This is a genomic window from Sediminibacillus dalangtanensis (genome assembly GCF_017792025.1).
Taxonomy (GTDB): domain Bacteria; phylum Bacillota; class Bacilli; order Bacillales; family Amphibacillaceae; genus Sediminibacillus; species Sediminibacillus dalangtanensis.
Map to the genome: position 1 here is coordinate 3,664,091 of NZ_CP046956.1, position 23,117 is coordinate 3,687,207.

The 23,117-nt window shown below is 45.4% G+C and carries 20 protein-coding genes, 1 pseudogene and 2 other annotated features; of the genes and pseudogenes, 6 read left to right on the plus strand and 15 right to left on the minus strand.

The features are described from left to right. Positions 1-75: 75 nt before the first annotated feature. The 7 genes and pseudogenes from ERJ70_RS17930 to ERJ70_RS17960 form a co-directional block, all read right to left on the minus strand. Positions 76-651, minus strand: a complete 576-nt coding sequence (locus tag ERJ70_RS17930; RefSeq protein ID WP_209366104.1) for a hypothetical protein — start codon at positions 649-651, stop codon at positions 76-78. A gap of 182 nt (positions 652-833) precedes the next feature. Continuing rightward, positions 834-3,011, minus strand: coding sequence for a DNA topoisomerase III (locus ERJ70_RS17935; protein ID WP_209366105.1), 2,178 nt, complete (start codon positions 3,009-3,011; stop codon positions 834-836). Between the two features lie 179 nt (positions 3,012-3,190). Next, entirely contained in the window at positions 3,191-3,610 is a 420-nt protein-coding gene (arsC, locus tag ERJ70_RS17940; protein ID WP_209366106.1) for an arsenate reductase (thioredoxin), read from the minus strand. A gap of 18 nt (positions 3,611-3,628) precedes the next feature. Continuing rightward, positions 3,629-4,927, minus strand: coding sequence for an arsenic transporter (locus tag ERJ70_RS17945; protein WP_309507146.1), 1,299 nt, complete (start codon positions 4,925-4,927; stop codon positions 3,629-3,631). Between the two features lie 16 nt (positions 4,928-4,943). After that, on the minus strand, positions 4,944-5,288 hold the full coding sequence (locus ERJ70_RS17950) for an ArsR/SmtB family transcription factor (RefSeq protein WP_209366107.1): 345 nt from the start codon (positions 5,286-5,288) through the stop codon (positions 4,944-4,946). A gap of 540 nt (positions 5,289-5,828) precedes the next feature. Next, positions 5,829-5,973: pseudogene (locus ERJ70_RS17955) on the minus strand (SulP family inorganic anion transporter); the annotation flags it as partial. A gap of 366 nt (positions 5,974-6,339) precedes the next feature. Beyond that, on the minus strand, positions 6,340-7,902 hold the full coding sequence (locus ERJ70_RS17960) for a bifunctional metallophosphatase/5'-nucleotidase (RefSeq protein WP_209366108.1): 1,563 nt from the start codon (positions 7,900-7,902) through the stop codon (positions 6,340-6,342). 184 nt (positions 7,903-8,086) lie between these two features. Here ERJ70_RS17960 and ERJ70_RS17965 point away from each other — a divergent pair, with 184 nt between their 5' ends. The 6 genes from ERJ70_RS17965 (at position 8,087) to ERJ70_RS17990 (ending at position 15,334) form a co-directional block, all read left to right on the plus strand. Continuing rightward, positions 8,087-9,028: a phosphate/phosphite/phosphonate ABC transporter substrate-binding protein gene (locus ERJ70_RS17965; RefSeq protein WP_209366109.1), complete on the plus strand. Its 942-nt coding sequence runs from the start codon at positions 8,087-8,089 to the stop codon at positions 9,026-9,028. 149 nt (positions 9,029-9,177) lie between these two features. Then, complete coding sequence (gene phnC / locus ERJ70_RS17970) at positions 9,178-9,975, plus strand: phosphonate ABC transporter ATP-binding protein (RefSeq protein ID WP_209366110.1); 798 nt, start codon at positions 9,178-9,180, stop codon at positions 9,973-9,975. Beyond that, positions 9,959-10,750, plus strand: a complete 792-nt coding sequence (gene phnE / locus ERJ70_RS17975; protein WP_209366111.1) for a phosphonate ABC transporter, permease protein PhnE — start codon at positions 9,959-9,961, stop codon at positions 10,748-10,750. Before phnC ends, phnE (ERJ70_RS17975) begins: the two co-directional genes overlap by 17 nt. Then, positions 10,747-11,547 (plus strand): phosphonate ABC transporter, permease protein PhnE, encoded by an 801-nt coding sequence (phnE, locus tag ERJ70_RS17980; RefSeq protein ID WP_209366112.1) that lies wholly within the window; start codon positions 10,747-10,749, stop codon positions 11,545-11,547. The genes phnE (ERJ70_RS17975) and phnE (ERJ70_RS17980) overlap by 4 nt, the downstream gene beginning before the upstream one ends. 428 nt (positions 11,548-11,975) lie before the next feature. Next, the gene (locus ERJ70_RS17985) at positions 11,976-13,598 is read left to right on the plus strand and encodes an ABC-F family ATP-binding cassette domain-containing protein (protein WP_209366113.1); all 1,623 of its coding nucleotides are present in this window, start codon (positions 11,976-11,978) and stop codon (positions 13,596-13,598) included. A 362-nt stretch (positions 13,599-13,960) separates the two neighbouring features. After that, complete coding sequence (locus ERJ70_RS17990) at positions 13,961-15,334, plus strand: FAD-dependent oxidoreductase (protein WP_209366114.1); 1,374 nt, start codon at positions 13,961-13,963, stop codon at positions 15,332-15,334. A gap of 91 nt (positions 15,335-15,425) precedes the next feature. Here the strand turns inward: ERJ70_RS17990 and trpA are convergent, their stop codons facing one another. From trpA to ERJ70_RS18025, 8 genes are all read right to left on the minus strand, one after another. Further along, the gene (gene trpA, locus ERJ70_RS17995; protein ID WP_209366115.1) at positions 15,426-16,223 is read right to left on the minus strand and encodes a tryptophan synthase subunit alpha; all 798 of its coding nucleotides are present in this window, start codon (positions 16,221-16,223) and stop codon (positions 15,426-15,428) included. Continuing rightward, the gene (gene trpB, locus ERJ70_RS18000) at positions 16,216-17,421 is read right to left on the minus strand and encodes a tryptophan synthase subunit beta (protein WP_209366116.1); all 1,206 of its coding nucleotides are present in this window, start codon (positions 17,419-17,421) and stop codon (positions 16,216-16,218) included. Before trpB ends, trpA begins: the two co-directional genes overlap by 8 nt. A gap of 1 nt (position 17,422) precedes the next feature. Next, positions 17,423-18,040, minus strand: coding sequence for a phosphoribosylanthranilate isomerase (locus ERJ70_RS20075; RefSeq protein WP_245208055.1), 618 nt, complete (start codon positions 18,038-18,040; stop codon positions 17,423-17,425). Between the two features lie 12 nt (positions 18,041-18,052). Further along, entirely contained in the window at positions 18,053-18,829 is a 777-nt protein-coding gene (gene trpC, locus ERJ70_RS20080; protein WP_245208056.1) for an indole-3-glycerol phosphate synthase TrpC, read from the minus strand. After that, positions 18,829-19,857: an anthranilate phosphoribosyltransferase gene (gene trpD / locus ERJ70_RS18010; protein ID WP_209366117.1), complete on the minus strand. Its 1,029-nt coding sequence runs from the start codon at positions 19,855-19,857 to the stop codon at positions 18,829-18,831. Before trpD ends, trpC begins: the two co-directional genes overlap by 1 nt. Continuing rightward, complete coding sequence (locus ERJ70_RS18015) at positions 19,838-20,440, minus strand: anthranilate synthase component II (protein ID WP_209366118.1); 603 nt, start codon at positions 20,438-20,440, stop codon at positions 19,838-19,840. Before ERJ70_RS18015 ends, trpD begins: the two co-directional genes overlap by 20 nt. After that, on the minus strand, positions 20,421-21,833 hold the full coding sequence (gene trpE, locus ERJ70_RS18020) for an anthranilate synthase component I (protein ID WP_209366119.1): 1,413 nt from the start codon (positions 21,831-21,833) through the stop codon (positions 20,421-20,423). Before trpE ends, ERJ70_RS18015 begins: the two co-directional genes overlap by 20 nt. Before the next feature lie 76 nt (positions 21,834-21,909). Then, positions 21,910-22,157, minus strand: a binding site (T-box leader). 33 nt (positions 22,158-22,190) lie between these two features. Next, positions 22,191-22,432 (minus strand) — a binding site (T-box leader). 129 nt (positions 22,433-22,561) lie between these two features. Further along, on the minus strand, positions 22,562-23,116 hold the full coding sequence (locus ERJ70_RS18025; RefSeq protein WP_209366120.1) for a hypothetical protein: 555 nt from the start codon (positions 23,114-23,116) through the stop codon (positions 22,562-22,564). Between the last annotated feature and the right edge of the window lies 1 nt (position 23,117).

A 23,117-nucleotide genomic window follows, 5' to 3' on the forward strand; every position in this document is an offset into this window, starting at 1 on the left:
TTTCGAATCATCGCCCGGTTTTTGCATTTGCAACTTTATTTTTCGGACCAGCTTTTTCGTAAAAAGTAGCCTTATTTACGCTGTACTCTTTTCTGACTCCATTTGTTTCCGTTTTGTTTTCTCCACATAGAAGGGGTAATCGATCAACCTTCCGCTGTACATGAATTGAAGCTTATGCCAGGAACGAATATCCTGCGGTTTGGTCAGACAGGGTGGCTTTTCATGCTGATAGCAACCGCACTCACCAAGCAGTGTGGCGACAAACTGTGAACAAAAAAAGGCGTTTTTCCGCTGCATTTCCCGTTTCAACGGTACGAGAAACAACCCGATAAAATTATAACGGTAGCTGGCTTTGTCTGCTTCCATTGTTTTTATCCGTTCTTGCATTTGCCGGTATTCGTGGCTGCTGACGGATAAGCGGTAAACCGCACCTTTGCTGTTGTGAAAAAAAGCAGTTCGGATATCTTCTTTGATAAAGCCGCCAATAAACGGGTTGCGTGGATTCTTTCTGCCAAAACTATAGAGCTCTTTTAAATCATCGTCAAAGGCAATCGACACATGGTTCATGGTCGACTTCGTCCAAAGGTTGATGACCCTGCCCAAAATGGTACCAGTATCTGAAAAAACTAAAAAAACCTGCTTTGTTTGCATGTCCATTTCCCCCATCGACAACTACCGCGCTTCCTCTTTTTTAAAAGGACGTATTTCTTTTTAATATAGGGGATAGTCGATTTTTTAGCAATAGACCTGTCAGAAAATTTACATGATTAGCAGCAACTGTGTTTATTGCCATAGAAAAGACCTTCGGAAAATCGCGAAGGCCTTTCTGCGTCTTATTTGTTTTTTAATTTAGCCAAAGCTTCGGCAAGGGCCGGATTGGTGAATTCATCATCCTGCTTCTTCAAATACTTGTTCACATCTTTTTTCGAGACTTTATTCTGCTTCTCTTTTTTCTTCCTTTCATTGAACGTCGACAGTTTTTCACGGTGACCACAGCTGCAGGTGAACATCTGCCCTTCTCCTTCTCCGCGCAACTCCAATCGTTTGTGACAATTAGGGCATCTCGCATTGGTCTTTTTGGCAATGTTCTTTTTGTTCCCGCAAGAACGGTCCTGACAGACAAGCATTCTGCCTTTCTTGCCGTTGACCTCCAGCATCAGTTTGCCACACTCAGGACACTTGGTGCCGGTCATATTGTCATGCTTGAAGGTCGCATCACTGTTTTTGATTTCCTGGACGACTTGCTTGGCATAGCCTTTCATCTCTTTGATAAAGGCTGCCTTGCTGCGCTTGCCGTCCGCTATTTCACCAAGCTTCTGCTCCCACTCTGCAGTCAAAGCAGGGGATCTAAGGTCTTCTGGTACAAGGTCAAGCAGCTGTCGGCCTTTGGACGTAATGAAAATATGCTTGCCTTTCTTCTCCATATAAAAACTGTTGAACAGCTTTTCGATTATATCTGCGCGAGTGGCAACGGTACCTAATCCACCTGTTTGATTGATCGTTTTGGCCAGGTGTTTGTCATCCTTTTCCATATAACGGACCGGATTTTCCATGGCCTGCAGGAGGTTTCCCTCCGTAAACCGTTCCGGCGGCTTGGTTTTTCCGTTTGTTAAGGAAAGCTTCAAGTCAGTAAACGTATCGCCAACCTCGATATTCGGCAATTTCTGATCATCATCCTGATCGTTTTCATCTTCATAACGATTGTCATAGACTTCTTTCCATCCTTGTTTGATCATTCGCTTACCGCCAGCAGTAAAGGTATGGCCGTCTATTTCAACCGTGATTTTCGTCTGCTCATATTCATGCGGCGGATACAACACAGCAAGGAACCGTTTGACCACAAGGTCGTAAATCTTGCGTTCCTTGTCATTTAAATCGGCCAGTATAACCGGCTGTTCCGTCGGGATGATGGCATGGTGGTCGGAAACCCTGTTGTTGTCGACGACAGATTTTCCAAGCTTGATTTCCCGTTTGCTGATCTTGTTGGCGAGTTTGCCGTATTGGTCGACACCGCACGCTTTCACCCTATCTTTTATAGTAGGTACGATATCACTGGATAAATAGCGGGAATCAGTACGGGGATACGTCAGGACTTTGTGCTGTTCATACAACTTTTGCATGAGTGACAGCGTTTGTTTCCCGGAAAAACCGAAAATTCGGTTGGCGTCCCGCTGCAGCTCGGTCAAATCATACAACTGCGGTGCAAAGGTTTTTTTCTGCTTTTTATCAGCTTTCGTCACCTTTGCCGGCTTGCCTTTGACATTGTTTAGAATTTGCTCGGCTTTCTGCTTGGAAAAAGTCCTGCTGTTATGCTTCTCATCCTGCCACGTCAATGTAAACCCTTTGTTCGTTTTCGCTTGAACGCCGTAATATTCCTGTGGTTTGAAGTCCTTGATTTCCTGTTCGCGGGCGGCAATCATTGCCAGTGTCGGAGTCTGCACACGACCGCTCGACAGTTGGGCATTGAACTTGGTCGTCAAAGCTCTGGTGGCATTCAATCCGACATACCAGTCCGCCTCGGAACGCGCAACGGCCGCATCGTACAAATGCTCGAATTGCTTGCCCGGTCTCAACTGCTTAAAACCGTCTTTGATCGCTTTGTCGGTGACCGAGGAAATCCACAACCGCTTTACCGGCTTTTTAACCCTGGCCTTTTCAATGATCCAACGTGCTACCAGTTCCCCTTCACGCCCGGCATCCGTTGCGATGACGATTTGGTTTACATCATTGCGGTTCAACTGGGTTTTCACTGTATTGAACTGCTTGCCGGTCTTCTTGATAACAACAAGCTTCAGGCGATCCGGCAGCATCGGCAAATCTTCCATCCGCCATGTTTTATATTTTTCATCGTACAATTCCGGGTCTGCCAATGTCACCAGGTGACCGAGCGCCCACGTTACAATATATTGCGAACCTTCAAAGAAGCCGTTTCCCTGTTTATGACAGTTAAGTACTCTGGCAATATCTCTTCCTACCGAAGGTTTTTCTGCTAATACTACCGTTTTACTCATCAAAACAAATCCTTTCTGGATAATGCTCTTCTTTACTCTTTAACACATTTTAACTTTAGGCAGAATAGATGTTCCTTAATAGAGGCTGGGGGCGGCCAAAGCAAAACCGAACGAATTTGAATCGTTCGGTTTTTGTTTTCGTCACTATGCTTTTGTCCCAGCTTCTTTTAAGTCGATTCTTATTCTCCTGTTTCTGCAAAGCGTTGAATGCGTTCACCAATTTGATCACGTACACGTTGGAATACTTGCCACTTTTCTTCCTCTGTTCCTTCGGCTTTGGCTGGATCGTCGAAACCCCAGTGCTCTCTTTTTACCTGTGGCGGGGTCATCGGACATTTATCTGCCGCATCTCCGCATAACGTAACGACCAAATCCGCATTGTTGAGAATATCGGAATCAATGATATCCGATGTTTGATCGGAAATATCAATTCCGACCTCGTTCATTGCCTTCACGGCATTCGGATTCAGGCCGTGAGCCTCAATGCCAGCGCTTTTGACATTCCATTCGTCTCCAAGATATTTTTTCCCCCAACCTTCGGCCATTTGACTGCGGCAGGAATTACCCGTACATAAGAAATAAAGTGTTTTTTTATCCATGTTATCCATCTCCTTGGTTTATAGTAATAATAGCGTTAGAAACAGTCCTGTCAATGTAACGAACAAGATGGGAATCGTCAAAATGATCCCTGTCTTGAAATAAGTGCCCCAGCTGATTTTCACGCCTTTTTGCGAAAGGACATGGAGCCAAAGCAGCGTTGCCAGAGAACCGATAGGGGTGATTTTCGGACCCAAGTCAGATCCGATGACATTGGCATAAATGAGCGCTTCCCTCATGACCCCCGTTGTATTAGTTTCCGCGATTGCGAGCGCATCAATCATGACGGTCGGCATGTTATTCATAATCGAAGATAAAATGGCTGCAATGAAGCCCATCGCTACCGTTCCGACAAACAGCCCCTGCTCTGCACTCGCCTCAATAGCGCGGGCCAGAACCTCGGTCAGCCCGGCATTCCGCAGGCCGTACACGACAACGTACATACCGATCGAGAAAAAGACAATCTCCCAGGGTGCACCTTTTACCACAGCTGCCGTGTTCACAGCCTTGCTTCCGCGGGCCATAACCAGGAAGAATACCGCAACTATACCGGCAACGATTGAAACAGGAAGGGATATGAATTCACTGACAAAATAACCGATGAGCAGGACACCGAGTACATACCAGGATATCCGGAACAATTTCGGATCTCTTATCGCTTCCACCGGTTTTTTTAGCTGGGACAAGTCGTACTGTTTGGGAATGTTTTTCCTGAAATAAATAAATAACACCAAAACAGTTGCACCCAGGGAAAACAGGTTGGGGATAACCATCCTTGATGCATATTCCAGAAACCCGATGCCGAAGAAGTCGGCCGATACTATGTTTACCAGGTTGCTGACAACCAACGGCAGTGAGGTTGTATCAGCAATAAAGCCGCTCGCCATGATAAAGGGAAAAATCATTTTCTCCTGAAAATTCAAGTTGCGTACCATCGCCAGTACGATCGGCGTCAGGATCAAGGCAGCCCCGTCATTGGCAAACAGGGCTGCCACAACCGCTCCCAACAAGCTGACGTAAACAAACATTTTCACACCGTTTCCTTGGGCTGCTCTCGCCATGTGTAAAGCTGCCCATTCAAAGAAACCAATCTCATCCAATATAAGAGAAATAAGAATAATTGCGACAAAGGCAAGAGTGGCATTCCAGACGATTTCAGTGACTTCCCATACGTCACTAAGACCTACTACTCCTGCCAACAATGCAAGGACAGCACCGCCGCAGGCAGACCATCCAATCGACAATCCTTTCGGCTGCCAGATCACAAGGACAAGGGTAACCAAAAAGATCAATAATGCTAATATGATTGCTAAAGACAAGGTTTATTCCCTCCAATTAACAACACGTAATCCGTGTCCCTTTTGCTTCCAGTTCTTTTAGTTTATACTCCTGATCAGGCAATTGCAGGAGCACTTGCTGGACAAACGGAAAATATTCGCTGTTTTGATTGATCGAATAAAAAATCCATTGTCCTTTACGTTCTTCTTTAACTACTCCAACATCACGCAATTTACGGAGATGCTGACTGATCGCCGGTTGACTCGCCTGGAATATTTCTACGAATTCACAAACACAACAATCATGATTCTCAAGCAGCTTCATCATCGTCAGCCGAGTCTTATCTCCCAGTAATTTGAGAATCATGGCAGCTTTCTCCATTTCGATTTCCGTTTTTACCATACATGCAGCCCCTTCCTAATCCGTATATTAATATATAATGATTCGCTTATATATGCAAATAAAAAAACTTTATGAAAAACACATTCTGTATCCCCCTCCACCCTCAAGCAATCTCCGTAGTGGAAGAGGATCCCAGCAATTACTGGAATGCTATATTTTTTTCATTATCTTCCCTTGGCCATTACACACCGGACATTTATTATCCAGGCGAAAGAACAGGAATTTTTTTTGAATACTTCCCTTCCCACGACAGCTCCGGCATATCGTATATAATTTCACATGCCCAATCCTTTCTGTTTTTTAAACGTACACTTTATAATCCAACTCAATTATAACATGAATCCAAACAGGACATTCGATTATAACCATTCCATTCCTATTATAGCCGGTTATACATCAAAAAACGGAAATCATAAATGCCAAGAGATAATACTTAAAAAATCCTATTTCCAATAAAAAGGGGCTGCCCTATAAGTCTCTTTAAGACCTGTGTGACTGCCCCTTGGATTTGTATGTTTCATTTCAGCTGAAAATATGACTTACTTTGATGACAGACTGCCCGATCATGGCACAACCAGCCATACCACCGAAAAATCCAGTCACGACATTGGCAATGCCTTCCGCGGCTTTCTTTGTTTTTATCACTCTCTGTATCTGTCATATCATCCACGATATTGGCAGTGAGCTATACGATTCCATATAACAAAAAGTATAAAAAAGGCGAACTGAATATATTCTTTTATAATGGGGTATAATCAATTGGCTGTTTTTTTAAAAATCGGCAGGCATTGGCGCGTCAAAAAAGAGGATCTAAACGAATTTATCGAACGACTTAAAAATGGAGAAAGAATCTAAATAGATGCGGAAGAAACGTCAAGCGTGCAAACTATCTCACTTGGCGTTTTTCAAATGGAATCCCTAATTTGCGAATATTGAAGTGGACTTGATAGCATCGTCAATATAAAACGCTTACATAATAGAAGAAAATCGCTTCAGAACGGAAGAATAGAACAAAATCAAAAACGAGCGCAACTGCACCCGTCTTCTTTTCCTAAATGGTCACCTTCCAATTATGATTGCAAGTAGCTTTAATTGTTTTCCGTTTTAAAATGTAATCAGCAATCAGCTCGGTCATGTCGACCGGTATATCTTTGATCAGCGGCTTGTCTTGGTACATATCGAAGTCGCCGGCACCGCCAGCACGGTAGTTGTTCATCACTACATCATATTGCTTGGAAAGATCGATCGGTTTGCCATGATAGTCCAGCTTGACCACGCGCTCCCCGACCGGATTGGAAATTTGCAGCTGATAATCGATCCCTTCCCACATATCATAGTTATAATGCTGCGGTTTTGGCTCGATAAAAGCTGGATTGACGATGATTTCTCCATCCACGACTTGGAAGTATTTCGCGCTTTGCTCCAGAGCATCCTTGATATCCTGTCCACTGATGCGGATGACGTTCAACGTATTTGGATACACATAGTTCGAAACAATGTCCCGCATGGTTACATTTTCTCCAAACCCTGGTGAATCGTTATTGAATAGGGCGGTATTGGCAATATCCACGCCCGCCGCGTCCATTTGCACCTTATTGATAAATTCAATTAAAGGGTTGTCCTGGAGACGGGTTTCCATGGGGTCATCGATCGTCATGTCCCCTTCAATTTTCCCAATCGGGCTGTCCAGCCATTCCTGTGTAGCTTCCTCAAAATCAGCAATCAAATCCAGCACTTTCTCATCTGCTTTGATTTGTTCGTCTATTTCGATGACAGCAGGCGTTGCCTGTTTCAATTGCCAGCCTCCATTGGTCTTCTCCAATGACAATGTCACTTCTCCAAGCATTTGCCCATTATTGCTTGGCTGAACGACAGCTATATTGTTGACTGTTTCGGCAACCGTCCGATGCTGGTGACCAGTAACCAATACATCGACTCCTTCAAACTCCTGCAGCATTTGATAACCTTCATTTTCACCGGTCAGCCGCTCGGTCGGTTCTCCGGTTTTCAGGTCCCGTTCAAACCCGCCATGATAGGAAACAATCATCACGTCCGGCTCCTCTGTTTCCTGGATAAATGCCACCCATTTTTTTGCCGTCTCCAAGGCATCCGGAAACGCAAGACCTTGGATATTCCTCGCTTCCTCCCAATTAGGGATGAATTGAGTGGTTAAGCCAAGGACTGCGATTTTGACACCGGCAATCTCATTTAGAATGTATGGCTTGCCAAATGCCGGTTTTCCGTTAGCTTCATCGATAACCGTTGCGGAAAGCCATGGAAAATCAGCTTGTTCTACCACCTTTTTTAAATATTCCTGTCCATAATTGAATTCATGATTTCCAAAAACCGACGATTGATAGCCCATATGATTGGCCACTTTGATGATCGGGTTCGGTTCTTCCTGTTTATACTTCGCATGGTAATAAGTCAAAGGGCTCCCCTGGATCAAGTCTCCGTTATCGAGCAATAGCACATTGCTTTCTGCTCTCTTTTGATTTACCAGAGTGGAAATTTTCGCCAGTCCGAGGCCTTGGTCTGTATGGTCCCGGTAAGTAGTCGGATAGATATATCCATGTATATCACTGGTGACTAGTACGTGAATCTCTGTCTGCATGATTTCCCTCCTGTGTTTGGTTATCTCCTGTATCTCTAAATTTATCATAACAATTCCAAAATCTATTATAATCGAAATCGGGGAAATTTTTTTAAAATTTTACAAACTATTTACATCATATGACAAAAATTATGCTATAGTAACGGAGTAACACATTTTAAAAAATATTGGAGGTAGTTTTCCTATGTTGTTTAAGAAGCTTGCAACAGTTGGAGCGACTTTAGCTTTAACGGCTGGTATTATTAGTGGGTGCGGCGGTTCAGATGATGCAGAAGGCGCTAGCGGTGAAGGTTCAGAGGCTTATGTTCCAGAGAAATTGACGGTGCAATTCGTCCCTTCCCAGAATGCAGATACATTGGAAGCCAAAGCGAAACCATTGGAAGAATTGCTTAGTGAACGTCTGGACATTCCGGTTGAGGTTAGTGTATCCACAAACTACAACACAATCATAGAAGCTATGGATTCAAAGAAAGTTGACGTAGGATTCTTACCCCCTACTGCTTATGTGTTAGCAAAAGAAAAAGGTGCAGCAGAAGTAATCCTGCAAGCACAGCGTTACGGTGTGGAAGATGAAACCGGACAACCGACAGACGAGCTGGTGGACGGTTACAAATCTGAGTTTGTCGTAAAAGCAGACTCTGATATTGAGAGCATTGAAGACTTAGAAGGCAAAAAGATCGCCTTCCAGGACGTTACTTCTTCTGCAGGGTATGTATGGCCGGCAGCTGCTTTGATGGATGCTGGTATCGATCCACTTGAAGATGTACAAGGTGTTACTGTCAAAGGTCACGACCAAGGTGTTATCTCGGTTCTTAACGGGGACGTGGACGCAGCAGTTGTCTTCCAGGATGCACGTAACACTGTAGTAGGAGATTACCCGACTGTATTTGAAGATACAAAGATTATTGAGTTTACTGAAATGATCCCTAACGATACTATCGCTGTCCGTTCCGATATGGATTCCGAGTGGAGCGATAAAATCAAAGAAGCCTTCATCGATATCGGACAAGATGAAGAAGGCCATGAAATCGTTAAAGAAATCTATACACATGAAGGATATGTTGAATCAGAAGACAGCAAGTTTGATATCGTGAGAGAGTACTCTGACAAAGTTAAAACCGAATAGTTTCATCCGTTTTCGGGATCAAGCCTATCCAATAGTATGAACATACAGCCAGTCGATATTATCTCGTACTGGCTTTTCTTTTATGTAAACGAATAGATACATCCAGCAGCTCAGATTTGATTAAATTCTTGTAAAGGTTGGTATGAAGAGTGATAGAATTCAAGAACGTTTCGAAAGTTTATCCGAATGGTACACAAGGATTGAAAAACATCAATGTCAAAATTGAAAAAGGCGAATTTGTCGTTATTGTCGGCCTTTCCGGTGCAGGGAAATCTACTTTTCTCCGTTCGATTAACAGACTGCACGAAATCACTTCTGGCGAAATAGCCATCGACGGTAAGTCGATCACAAAAGCAAAAGGGAAAGATTTGCGTATCGCCCGCCGGGACATCGGGATGATTTTCCAAAACTTCAACCTGGTAAAAAGGTCGACGGTTATCCGGAATGTCCTGTCCGGCCGGGTTGGCTATCACTCCACCTTGCGGACAGTCCTTGGCCTGTTCCCTAAAGAAGATGTCAATCTTGCCCTCAACGCTTTGGAGCGGGTAAACATTGTCGAGAAAGCTTACACCCGATCTGATCAGCTTTCTGGCGGGCAGCAACAAAGGGTATCGATTGCCCGCGCACTTGCACAGGAAGCGAAAATCATCCTGGCAGACGAGCCTGTTGCCTCGCTTGACCCTCTGACTACGAAACAAGTAATGGATGACTTGCAAAAAATCAACCAGGATCTGGGTATCACGACCGTGGTAAACTTGCATTTCATCGATATCGCCAGACAGTATGCGACCAGAATTATCGGCCTGCAAGCTGGCGAAGTTGTATTTGACGGTCCTGTCGAAGAAGCAACCGATGAAAGGTTCTCTGAAATTTACGGCCGTCCTCTTGAAACAAGAGAAGATGAAGAAGTAGAAGTAGGAGAGTCTGCCCATGAATCAAGTAAATGAACAAAAGATTCCGAAAGCACCTAGCAAATGGAAGCATTATTTTACGTTCATCCTGATTTTGCTGATGCTTTGGGCCAGTGCCTACCAAACCGACAGCACGTTCCAGGAACTAATTGAAGGCTTTCCAAACATGTTCTCTGTTCTAGATCAAATGATTCCGCCCAATTGGGCCTACTTCGACAACATTATCGGAGCCATGCTCGACACAATTCGCATGGCTGTTTTGGGTACGACCATCGGTGCGATCATTGCCATTCCGTTTGCGATTTTCTCGGCTAGTAACATGATAAAGTCCACTTGGGTTTATTACCCTGTCCGGTTTCTTTTAAACCTGGTCCGTACCATTCCGGAATTATTACTGGCGGCAATATTCGTTGCCATTTTCGGTTTAGGGCCGCTTCCTGGTATCTTTGCCCTAGGAATTTTCTCGACAGGAATCATTGCCAAATTGACGTATGAAGCGATTGAAGGCATCGACAAAGGCCCGCTTGAGTCGATGACAGCGGTCGGGGCCAATAAAATCCAGTGGATCATGTTTTCCGTGGTGCCACAGGTTGCCGCTTACTACGTGTCTTATGTACTTTATTCTTTTGAAATCAATGTCCGTGCTGCTGCTATTTTAGGACTCGTTGGGGCGGGAGGTATCGGCGAATATTACGACCGGACCCTTGGCTTCCTTGAATATGACAAGGTCAGCACGATTATTATATTCACGTTGTTGGTTGTGTTAATTATTGATTATATCAGTACTAAATTACGGGAGAATTTACTATGAGCAGTGCAACTAGACCAATAAAACCAAAAAAGAATATCATCAGACGCTGGGTTATCTTTATAGCGCTTGCTTTATTGTATATCTGGGCTTTATCCGGTGTACCGGTAGAGGGATTCAAAGAGACAGCCGGCCAAATCTCGAAAGCGATTGTTTCGGGTATCTTTTCACCGGATTGGGATTATGTTTATTTACCTGAGGGAGAAGACTTGCTTCGCGGTCTCCTTGATACATTGGCCATTGCGATTTTGGGTACCTTTATTTCGGCCTTTCTCTGTATCCCATTCGCTTTTTGGGCGGCAAACAATATGAGCAAGATTAAAGCCAATGCAGGGATCGGAAAATTCTTTCTCAGCTTCGTCCGTACGTTTCCTGAATTGGTCATGGCCTTGTTGTTCATCAAAATGGTCGGACCAGGTTCGTTTGCCGGTGTTCTGGCATTGGGACTTCATTCCATCGGTATGCTTGGCAAATTATTTTCCGAGGAAGTGGAAAATATTGATTTCGGACCTTCCGAAGCGTTGAAGGCGACTGGCGCCCGTCCGCTTCAAACGTTGTGGTTTGCCGTATTTCCGCAGGTATTGCCCGGCTTTATCTCTTACACCTTATACCGGTTCGAAATCAATCTCCGGTCTGCCAGCGTGCTCGGTATTATCGGAGCCGGCGGGATCGGTACACCTTTGATTTTCGCCATGCAATCCCGGGACTGGAGCCGTGTCGGCATCATCCTTCTGGGAATTATCGTGATGGTGACCATCGTAGACATTATTTCCGGATATCTTCGTAAAAAAATTGTTTAATAGTACCGACATTGTCACCCAATAGACAGACACCCGCAGAAAACTACAATTGCCGTGAAATCCAGACCGGTAGATTGTAGTTTTTCTGTTAGATCTTTTCCTTATTATAAGGGCGTTGACTGATTAAAATGCGGCGTGGCATCTCGATTCCTTCTATATAGGGAAAGATTGATTGCTGTGATGCCCACATCATTCTCCTATTGCATTGATTTTTTGAACCCTACTTTATTGAGGGTTGGTGTTTGTGGCAGGCACCTGCCGCCCACGGTAGCTTAGTGTAACTTCACGCACGTTACACCTTCACTCTCCCGAAAAGTCAGATAGAATCCGCAGCTTGTCAGAAGCAGTCCTCGCAGTACATTGACTAAAAGCAGCAAAACCTTTATCCTTGATTGGATGGAATACTATTTGGAGGAATGTTATAACTTATGATAAATGTGAGCAATGTAAGTCTCCGTTATGGCGATAAAAAGTTGTTTGAAGACGTTAATATAAAATTCACTGCCGGTAATTGCTACGGCTTGATTGGTGCCAATGGCGCCGGAAAATCAACCTTCTTAAAGGTGCTTTCCGGAGAGGTCGAACCGCAAACCGGTCATGTGTCCCTTGGCCCCGATGAGCGGCTGGCTGTGTTGAAGCAAGACCACTTTGAGTATGAAGAATATGAAGTTCTGAAAACCGTCGTGATGGGCCATGAACGCTTGTACCAAATCATGCAGGAAAAAGACGCCATTTACATGAAGCCGGATTTTTCCGAGGAAGACGGCATGCGGGCTGCCGAGCTTGAAGGTGAATTCGCCGAATTGAACGGCTGGGAAGCTGAGTCCGATGCAGCCGTTCTATTGAAGGGGCTGGGAATCGGTGAAGACCTCCACACGAAGCAAATGGCCGACTTAACAGGTTCTGAAAAAGTAAAAGTACTTCTTGCACAAGCCTTGTTCGGCAATCCGGACATTCTTCTGTTGGATGAACCGACCAACCATCTGGATATCCATGCAATTCAGTGGCTGGAAGAGTTCTTGATCAACTTCGAGAACACCGTCATCGTTGTTTCCCATGACCGTCATTTCCTAAATAAGGTATGTACCCATATTGCGGATGTCGATTATGGAAAAATTGAAATCTATGTCGGAAACTATGACTTCTGGTATGAATCCAGCCAGCTCGCCTTAAAAATGGCACAGGAAGCGAACAAGAAAAAAGAAGAGAAAATCAAGGAGCTACAAAACTTCGTTGCCCGCTTTAGCGCAAATGCATCGAAATCAAAACAGGCCACTTCCCGTAAAAAAATGCTCGATAACATCACGTTGGACGATATTAAACCGTCCTCACGCCGCTATCCGTATGTCGCGTTTACACCGGGCCGTGAAATCGGGAATGACTTGCTTCGTGTAGAAGGACTTTCCAAAACGATTGATGGAGAAAAAGTGCTAGATAATGTCAGCTTTACCATGAATAAAGATGACAAAATAGCACTTGTCGGCAAAAATGAGATTGCCAAAACCACCTTGCTTCGGATATTGATGGGTGAAATCGAACCAGATGAAGGAACATACAAATGGGGAGTAACCACTTCTCAATCATATTTCCCGAAGGATAATACCGAGTATTTCAAAAATGGTGACTTAAACCTGGTCGACTGGCTGCGTCAATATTCACCTGAAGACCAAACGGAAACCTTCCTGCGCGGATTCCTGGGAAGAATGTTGTTCTCTGGTGAAGAAGCGTTAAAGAAATCCAATGTTCTTTCCGGGGGAGAAAAAGTGCGCTGCATGCTTTCCAAGATGATGCTCAGCAATGCCAATGTCTTATTGTTGGATGAACCTACCAACCACCTGGACTTGGAATCGATCACCTCTTTAAATAACGGTTTGGTCAATTTCAAGGGATCTGTTTTATTTACTTCCCATGACCAGCAGTTTGTCGACAGTATTGCCAACCGCTTGATTGAAATAACGCCAAAAGGTTTAATCGACAAAGAAATGAGCTACGATGAATATGTTGCAGACAAAAAATTGCAACAGCAAATAGAAGAAATGTACGCTGTTTAACTAAAAGGGCCTGGGACAAAAGCATCGTGAACCAAATAAAAACCGAACGATCCACCATTCGTTCGGTTTTTTTGATTAGCAAAAAGCAAACCGTTCTACCCTTCTCTTATGAATAGTGCAACTCTCCACTCCGGTAAGGTACTTCGCTTTCCGCGGCCCGGCTTCTAGACACTGGACATCATAGAGTCCCTTCCCTGTTTTCAGGACTATAGACCCGTTTTGTGAAATATATCACAAACTTGTTGATTTATCCTCCAGCTGGGGCTATACTTGGTATGTGATCAATTGTGATTAATTTCACATATATTTGTGAATTAATTCACATGAATGTATACTATCAATCCATTGGAGGATGATGTTCCATGAAAGTAGCAATTATCGGATGTACACACGCAGGAACGGCGGCAATCACCAATATCTTGAATATGTATCCTGAAGCAGAAATTGATGTGTTTGAAAAAAACGATAATGTTTCTTTTTTATCCTGTGGCATCGCATTATATGTAGGCGGAGTCGTAAAAGATCCTGATGGCTTGTTCTATGCCTCTGTAAAAGGCTTTGAAGAACAAGGGATCCGGATGCACATGCAGCACGTTGTAACCGACTGTGATACGAACAACAAGACCTTGGTAGCAAAAAACCTGAAAACGGACGAAACGAGAACATACCAATACGACAAACTGATTATTACATCCGGATCTTGGCCGGTAACACCGCCTATTCCAGGAAGTGACCTGGAAAATGTGCAGCTTTGCAAGAACTTCCACCATGCCAACGAAATCATCGAACGCTCTCAAACTGCCCAAAATATCGTTGTGGTCGGTGCTGGCTATATCGGTATTGAGCTAGTCGAAGCATTCGAGCAGGCTGGAAAGCAGGTGACATTGATCGATAGTGAAAGCCGCATCCTTAACCGTTATCTAGATGAGGAATTCACCAGTCCGATTGAAAAAACACTTACCGAAAAAGGAGTCACCTTGGCTCTTGGTCAAACAGTCAGCTCCTTCCAGGGCAAGGATGGGAAGGTCACCCAAGTGATTACTGGCGAAGCGAGTTATGATGCGGATTTAGTCATTATGTGCATCGGTTTCCGTCCGAACACCACTTTATTTACCGGGCAAGTAGACATGCTTGATACTGGAGCTATTATCGTGGATGAGTATATGCAGACAAGCAAAAAGGATGTTTTCGCTGCAGGTGACTGTTGTGCCGTCGCCTACAACCCTACGGAAAAACCGACTTATATTCCTTTGGCCACAAATGCTGTCCGGATGGGCACTTTGGCTGCGTATAATCTAGTAGGACCACGCCTTGCACATCAAGGGACGCAGGGTACTTCCGGTTTGAAAATTCATCAGCACAATCTAGCTGCGACTGGTTTGACGGAAACCGCGGCAGCTGCAGCAGGTATCCGAGCGGAAAGTGCCTTACTGGAAGATACCTACCGACCAGAGTTTATGCCGGAAAATACCATGCTCAGACTGAAGGTCGTGTACGAGATGGACAGCCACCGGATCATCGGTGCCCAAGTTATCTCTGAAGGAGATTTCACTCAAGCAATGAACACATTGAGTGTCGCCATTCAAAACAAGATGACGATTGAACAAATGGCGCTGACAGATTTCTTCTTCCAGCCACATTATAACAAGCCATGGAATTACCTCAATCAGGTATGCATCCAGGCAATGAAACAAATCGAGGAAAAACAGATTGGACAACAAAAGGCCGTCTCCTAAAAGAGACGGCTTTTTCACTTTCTAACTGCATTCAAATCCAAAGAATGCGCATTATGCATAGCTCGTTGTCTAGACAAGGATCCATTGCTAGTTATTCAGCAGTTGTCTGCTCCTTGCTGCTTGCTGCAGCTATCAATGTTTTAATTTCATCACGGTTGTTTTGATGAAGGGCATCGACGATTTTACTCCCCACGACGACACCGTCACAGTTGGCACTCAGTTCTTTGACATGTTCGGGAGTCGATACTCCAAACCCTGCAAGTACCGGTACCTGGCAAATATTTTTCAAGGAAGCCAAGTGTTCCTGTAAATTATCATGGAAGGCACCCCTCGCTCCGGTTGTGCCGGTCACGGTGACAGCATACAAAAACCCTTCGGTGCGTCTCGCCAATTCCTTCAAGCGCTCGGGAGGACTGGTCAAGGATGCTAAGCGGATCAAGGCAATATCATTTGCCTGCAGTTCCTTTGCAACCAGGTTTTCTTCTTCAAGCGGCAGGTCCGGAATAATCAAGCCGCTGACTCCGGCAGTCCTGCAAGCTTCAGCAAATGACTCTACTCCATAAACGTAAATCGGGTTCAAATAGGTCATAAGGACAATCGGAATCGAACGGTTTTCTTTAAATTGTCCAAGTTTTTCTAAAATCGCGCGAAGACTGACGCCCTGTTTAAGAGCCCGAATACCTGCCTCCTGTATGGTCGGACCATCTGCCACAGGGTCAGAAAACGGAACACCAAGCTCCAGAATGGTCGCACCGCTGTCCTGCAGAAATTGAACCTTTTCTTCTAAACTGTCCAAACCTCCATCCCCAGCCATAATATATGGAACAAACGACTTATTGCCTTGAGCAAGTACTTCCTGAAACGCCTGGTTTATTCGTTGTTTACTCATATGAACTCCCCCCAAACGCCGCTCTCACCGTATCTACATCCTTGTCACCACGACCGGATAAGCAGACGACAATCGTTTCCGACGCATCCATTTTTTTGGCCAGCTTCATACTGTAAGCAACCGCGTGGGCACTCTCCAATGCCGGCATGATTCCTTCCGTCTTCGTCAAAAGCTGCAATGCTTCCAATGCCTCTGCATCTGTAATAGAGTCATAGAGGACCCTTCCTGTTTCTTTTAAATGACTATGCTCCGGTCCGATTCCAGGGTAATCCAGTCCGGCCGAAATGGAATGTGCCTCGGTTACCTGGCCGTTTTCATCCTGCAGCAAATAACTCAGTGTGCCATGAAGGATGCCGGCTTTTCCGTCCGTCAGTGTAGCAGCATGCTTACCGGTATCAATGCCCGACCCGCCTGCTTCTACACCATGAAGCTCTACCTGCGCATCTTCAACAAATGGATAAAACATCCCCATCGAATTGCTCCCGCCGCCAATACAGGCAACGACTGCCTCCGGAAGCTTTCTTTCCTGCTCGACAATTTGCTTGCGTGTCTCAATCCCGATCACACTTTGAAAATCCCGGACAATTTTCGGAAATGGATGGGGGCCAACAACAGAACCGATGATATAGTGGGTATCTTCTACATTTGTCACCCAGTAACGCAACGCTTCATTGACGGCATCCTTCAGTGTTCCGCTCCCTTGGTCTACACTCTCGACTCGTGCACCAAGCAATTCCATCCGGAAAACATTCAGTTTTTGTCTTCGTATATCCTCTTTGCCCATAAAAATCACACAATCCAGCCCAAGCAGTGCACAGACAGTGGCGGTTGCGACGCCATGCTGGCCGGCCCCGGTTTCTGCAACTACTTTTTTCTTGCCCATCCGTTGGGTCAGAAGAGCCTGCCCGATGGCATTGTTGATTTTGTGGGCGCCAGTATGGTTGAGATCCTCTCGTTTCAAATAAATTTTGGGACCACCAAGCTGGTTGGAAAAGTTTTCGGCATAGTACAAAGGGGTTTCCCTGCCCACATATTGCTTAAAATAATAATCCACTTGATCAATAAATGCCGGATCCGCCATTGCTTCTTCATATGCTTTTTCCAGTTCCAGTACGGCCGGCATCAATGTTTCGGGGACGAACCTTCCGCCGAAACTGCCAAAATGGCCCTGAATATCGGGTTGTTGGTAGGTTTTCATCTTATCCTTCCTCTCCTGTACTTTTTGCTGCCTGAATAAATGTATAAATCTTTTTTTCATCCTTCCTTCCCGCTGTTTCCACACCGCTCGATACATCCACTGCGTTCGGGGTGACCTCTTCTATCGCTTCTCTGACATTGTCCGCATGCAATCCGCCTGCCAAGATCAACTTTCCGTTCAAAGCAGGAAGCTCCTTAGTCAGTGACCAGTCGAATACCTCTCCGTTTCCCCCGCGATATTTCCCAGCAGGGCTGTCGAGCAAAAAGTAGTCACATTGATATAAAGTCAGTTTTTTCAAGTCGGCTGTACTGGTGATTTGAAATGCCTTGATTACAGGAACTTCCAAACTTTTAACCAATTCCGGTGATTCGTCGCCGTGAAGCTGAACATAATCCAGGCCGACCTGTTCGGCAATTTCTCCGATTGTTTCCGCCTGCTCATTGACAAATACACCGACCTTCTTTACCTCGGCAGGTAGTTTCTCTGCAATCGAGCGTGCCTGCTCCACACTAACCCGACGCTTACTTGGGGCAAAAACAAAACCGATAAAGTCCGCACCTGCATTCACAGCAGCTTCTGCTGCCTCGATTGTCGTTATCCCGCAAATTTTCACTTGCATGCCTTCATCCTCCTACAACTGCGGCACCCGCAAATCTGTAAATGTCTGTGCCAAGTTTCCTGAACGCATCATGGTTTCTCCAACCAAAATACCTTTGACACCGTGCTGCCGAACCCTTTCTACATCTGCTCTGATCCGAAATCCACTTTCGCTGATGATCAGCGTTTCTGGATCCTTTATTTGCGATGCAAGACGTTCTGTAACACCGAGATCTACTTCAAATGTTTTTAAATCTCGGTTATTAATTCCGATGATTTCCGCCCCTATACCTTTAGCTGTGTTCAATTCCTCTTCGTTATGCACCTCGAGCAGGACATCGAGGTCTTTTGACTTTGCGTACTGGTACAATGCGGCCAGACGCTTTTTAGGCAGAGCCGCAGCAATCAGCAAGATAACATCTGCCCCGTAATCTTTTGCCCGGTCGATTTGAATTTCATCGATTATAAAGTCTTTGTTTAGGATTGGTACCTCAACCTTTCCACGGACAGCTTCCAAATCAAGCATGGTTCCTTGAAAAAATGGCTGATCGGTCAAAATCGAAATGGCACCCGCCCCATTGTCGGCATACTCTTGAGCCTGTTCAGGCGGGTTAACGGCAGTGTTGATCACTCCCTTGGACGGAGAAGCCCGCTTTATTTCGGCAATGATGCTGACCGTTCCAGCTTGGATAAACCGTTCATACAAGGAGCGTTTCGCTGTCACAGATGAATGGGGTGCCGGATGATAGCTATGTCTTAATTGGGCTACTTCTTTTGCCTTTTCCGCCAGGATTTTATCCAGAATAGTCATTAGCCGACCACCTCCTGTTTCACTTTGTTGCTGTATGCAATCAAATTCTCCAGTTTAGTCAATGCTGCTCCCGAATCTATACTTTCCTTAGCCAAAGCCACGCCTTCCTGGACGGTGTCCGCTTTGCCGTTAGCCAAAATAGCCAGTCCGGCATTGAAAACAACGGTATCCCGATATGCACCCGGTTCTCCCCTTAGCACGCGATATAAAATAGCTGCATTTGCTTTGGCATCTCCTCCGCGGATTTCGGCATTTGGATAAACGGGCAGCCCGACTTCTTCCGGATGTAACGTAAACGGAATCAGCTCCCCTTTTTCCATTAATACCAAATGATTTTCGCCAGCCAGTGAAGCTTCGTCCATATAACCGGCTCCGTTGACAACCAACGCCCGTTTTCTGCCCAGGCGATTCAGTGCAGAAGCCATCATTTCCAGCATCTCCCGGCTGTATATGCCGAGCAGCTGGGTTTCTAGCTTTACCGGATTTGTCAAAGGTCCAATCAGATTAAAAATGGTCGGAATCCGCAGGTTTTTCCGTACCTTCATGATTTTCTTTAGAGAAGGATGCACATGCGGGGCAAACAAAAAGGCAATTCCGTTATCCCTGAGTACTTCCTGCATTTGCTGCTTCGTCAAATCGAGCGAAACTCCGAGCTCTTCCAGAACATCGGCGCTTCCGGTTTTGCTGGAAACACTGCGGTTTCCATGTTTGGCAACAGGGATTCCCGCTCCGGCAATCACAAAAGCAGAAGTAGTACTGATGTTAAAGCTGTGAGAACCATCTCCTCCTGTTCCACAGTTATCCATCACCCCATCGATTCCGTCGGTAGCAGCAATCGATTTTTCCCGAATGACATTCACAAGTCCTGCGATTTCCCCTGCCTGTTCCCCTTTGATTTTCAAAGCGGTCAAAAATGCGCCAATTTCCGTCTCCGATGTTTTTTCCTGGAACATTTCCTGTGCTGCCTGCTCCATTTCCTGCTGGCTCAATGTTTCCTGTTGCATCAACTTATCGAGATACCGTTTCATATATATCCTCCTTACGTGTTATCGAAAAGAAATTCCGAAGTATCGCCTTTCCTGTTTCCGTACCGATCGATTCAGGATGGAACTGCAATCCGTAAACCGGAAATGTATGGTGCTGGAGGGCCATGATTTCCCCGTCGTCTTCGGCAGTCGCCGTAACCTTCAGGGACGCTGGAACGGAAGCCTTCTCCACGACCAGCGAATGGTATCGCATCACTTTCAGCTTGTCGGGAAAATCCGCAAAAAGCTGCGATCCTGTATGAGCTATTACCGACGTTTTGCCGTGCATGACCTTTTTGGCATGAACAATCGAACCACCGAAAGCTTCCCCTATTGCCTGATGCCCGAGACAAATGCCAAGTATCGGTATTTTCCCGGCAAACCGCTGTACCGTTTCCACACATATCCCGGCCTCTCCAGGGGTTCCGGGGCCCGGTGACAACACGATTGCTTCCGGTTTTATCTGTTGAATATCCGCTACTTCCAACGCATCGTTGCGGACAACCTGCACGGTTTCACCTAATTCGGAAATGTATTGAAACAGGTTATACGTAAAGGAATCATAGTTATCGATTAATAAAATCATGTTGGTTTACCTCCAATAATGATTTCGCCTTATTGAGTGTTTCCTGGTATTCAGCTGCCGGATCGGAATCATAGACGATTCCTGCTCCAGCCTGTACGTATGCCTTGTCGTTTTTGACGACCATCGTCCGGATAGCAAGGGCCAGATCGACATCTCCGTTCATATTCAAATAACCAACTGCTCCAGCATACACCCCGCGTCTTTCTTTCTCCAGATCATTGATGATTTGCATCGCACGAATTTTCGGGGCACCGGACACTGTACCTGCCGGGAGTGTCGCCGCCAGTGCATCCAGTCCGCTATAGCCTGACAGCAGGGTACCCTGTACTTCCGAAACAATATGCATGACATGCTGGTATCGTTCAATCGTCATGTATTTCGGAATGGTAATCGATCCGACCTGGCAAACTCTTCCCAAATCATTTCTGCTTAAATCCACCAGCATCTTATGCTCGGCAAGCTCCTTTTCATCCGTTAACAATTCTCCTGCCAGTTTGTCATCTTCTGCTGTTGTCCTTCCCCGCCTCCGTGTTCCGGCAATCGGGTTAGTGATGACTTGGTCACCTTTCGTTTTAATCAAGCTTTCCGGTGAAGCACCAAGGACAATGTACTCCTGAAAATCCAGATAAAACATATATGGAGAAGGATTTGCCCGGCGCAGGTGCCTGTAAAAAGTAAAAGGGTCGGCGTCAAAGCTTGCCTGCATACGCTGCGAAAGGACGACCTGGAAGATGTCTCCATCGACGATATGTTGTTTCGCCTGCTCGACTCTTTTCATGAACTCCTGCTTATCGAGGTCCGGCGTAAACTCGACCGGTTCCAAGAGGGGGGATGCTTCCTCCTTTTCCAACGAAATCATTTGGTGCAACTCGGATAGTCGCTGTTCAAGCTGCTGTTCGGATCGTTCTCCCGTCATGTCGATCGCAACGAGCGAAACGGTATGGTGGAGGTGGTCGAAAACAATAACGTCCTGATAAAACAGCAAGTGCATATCCGGCATCGCTATTTCATCGTTTGCTATATCTCCAATATCCTCGTATTGCCGAATTGCGTCATAACCGATGTAACCGACCGCACCTCCGTAAAAGGGAAACGGAAGCGGCAATTCTTCGTCCCCTAAGTGCTGTTTTGCCACCTCAAGCGGCCTGCCGGTTTCTATAGAAACCTCATCGGAGAGAGGATGTTTGATGAATGCTTGATCGCCGTTCCCTATGATTTCCTTGTACGGATTTGCGCCCAAAAAAGAGTACCGCCCTTTTTCCGATTCACTTGCCAAGCTTTCCAGTAAAAATTTGCGTTCTCCCTTCATCCGTTTGAACACGGAGATCGGAGTCAGTGTATCTCCATTCACTTGCATTTGTTTATATACCGGGGTATTCGTCTTCACCGTCATTTTCACACGCTCCTTCGGTTTGTCATAAATGTAGCTGATAAATAAAAAACCCCTATAAACACAACTAACTGTGTTTATAGGGGACGGTTTCTGCCGCGGTGCCACCACTATTGAAGGATTCTCCTTCCGCTTTTTCGAGTACGGGACGGATTCAAATTTCATCCGATACTCTATCCCTGTAACGTGGGAAGGACGTTTTTTCCTACTCTTATTTCAGAAAAACTCTCGTAAGGCCATTCGGTTTTTCTATTCTGCCAGGATCCCACCATCCCCGGCTCTCTTGAAGAAATCAAAAAACTTACTCTTCTTACTCGACGATTTAAGCGCATATAAAATTAAAAAACGGGCTTCCTCTCCATAAAGGACGAGGAAACCCGTGGTACCACCTTTTTAGCTATTTAAGAAAACAGCCACTTTGACGTACAGACCAAGTCTGCACTTGCCCTTTTAACGTTGGGTCATCCGCCAAAGCCTACTGTTCTGTAAAGTTCGGTTTGGGGCTCGGAAGTCCATTCACACAGCTGACGTACTGGTTTCCAGCTGCCACCAGCTCTCTATAACGTCCAGTATGTGTTACTCTTCTTCGTCTTCGCCAAAGCTCATTGAATTATTGTTTATAATCATAGTATGGTCTTTTTCATTTGTCAATAATAAAAACACATATTTTTGTTTGTTTTTTAGAAAATTCCTTCTTTTATAAAATCCTTTTCTTATCCTGTCTTCAACATTCAACCCTTTTTCCTGGCCCGTCCCAATCTTACAACCGCCACCTGTTCTAAATTAGCAGCTTGTTTAATCATCATCGGATAAATCCATGTCAGTTGTTTGTCGTGACGCTTTCTGCCGGTCATGTCGCCATACCCTGAATACCAAAACGCTTGCCATATGAATTTGGAACAATAATTAGTAGCTAACGTATTCAACCGAGGGTCAAAGATATATCGTTTTATCTGGGCGATATGATCACCCACCCATCGGGCAGCGTCTGCTGCCCCCCTCACTGGTCGATAAATCGTCAAAACGGTACCGAACTTATGCCGCGACAAATAGACCGGCAATCCTTCATAAAAACCGCCTTTGGGGTGGGAATGATAGACAAGCTGATCATGCCCCACCATCCCTACATGTCCGACCATAAAAGTGGACATGCCTTTGGCTGAATAAAGAATGTCTCCAGGTTCCATGGCAATCTTCGTTCCTGGATACATTTTGTCTCCAGCTGTATAAAGCGCGCTGAGCTCGGCATATTCGAGACTGATAGAACGGTTGGAATATGGTAACACT

Coding starts and splice junctions, on each gene's coding strand:
- ERJ70_RS17930 (WP_209366104.1), bottom strand. CDS start 651: ATGCAAACAAAGCAGGTTTTTTTAGTTTTTTCAGATACTGGTACCATT.
- ERJ70_RS17935 (WP_209366105.1), bottom strand. CDS start 3,011: ATGAGTAAAACGGTAGTATTAGCAGAAAAACCTTCGGTAGGAAGAGAT.
- arsC (WP_209366106.1), bottom strand. CDS start 3,610: ATGGATAAAAAAACACTTTATTTCTTATGTACGGGTAATTCCTGCCGC.
- ERJ70_RS17950 (WP_209366107.1), bottom strand. CDS start 5,288: ATGGTAAAAACGGAAATCGAAATGGAGAAAGCTGCCATGATTCTCAAA.
- ERJ70_RS17960 (WP_209366108.1), bottom strand. CDS start 7,902: ATGCAGACAGAGATTCACGTACTAGTCACCAGTGATATACATGGATAT.
- ERJ70_RS17965 (WP_209366109.1), top strand. CDS start 8,087: ATGTTGTTTAAGAAGCTTGCAACAGTTGGAGCGACTTTAGCTTTAACG.
- phnE (WP_209366111.1), top strand. CDS start 9,959: ATGAATCAAGTAAATGAACAAAAGATTCCGAAAGCACCTAGCAAATGG.
- phnE (WP_209366112.1), top strand. CDS start 10,747: ATGAGCAGTGCAACTAGACCAATAAAACCAAAAAAGAATATCATCAGA.
- ERJ70_RS17985 (WP_209366113.1), top strand. CDS start 11,976: ATGATAAATGTGAGCAATGTAAGTCTCCGTTATGGCGATAAAAAGTTG.
- ERJ70_RS17990 (WP_209366114.1), top strand. CDS start 13,961: ATGAAAGTAGCAATTATCGGATGTACACACGCAGGAACGGCGGCAATC.
- trpA (WP_209366115.1), bottom strand. CDS start 16,223: ATGAGTAAACAACGAATAAACCAGGCGTTTCAGGAAGTACTTGCTCAA.
- trpB (WP_209366116.1), bottom strand. CDS start 17,421: ATGAAAACCTACCAACAACCCGATATTCAGGGCCATTTTGGCAGTTTC.
- ERJ70_RS20075 (WP_245208055.1), bottom strand. CDS start 18,040: ATGCAAGTGAAAATTTGCGGGATAACGACAATCGAGGCAGCAGAAGCT.
- trpC (WP_245208056.1), bottom strand. CDS start 18,829: ATGACTATTCTGGATAAAATCCTGGCGGAAAAGGCAAAAGAAGTAGCC.
- trpD (WP_209366117.1), bottom strand. CDS start 19,857: ATGAAACGGTATCTCGATAAGTTGATGCAACAGGAAACATTGAGCCAG.
- ERJ70_RS18015 (WP_209366118.1), bottom strand. CDS start 20,440: ATGATTTTATTAATCGATAACTATGATTCCTTTACGTATAACCTGTTT.
- trpE (WP_209366119.1), bottom strand. CDS start 21,833: ATGACGGTGAAGACGAATACCCCGGTATATAAACAAATGCAAGTGAAT.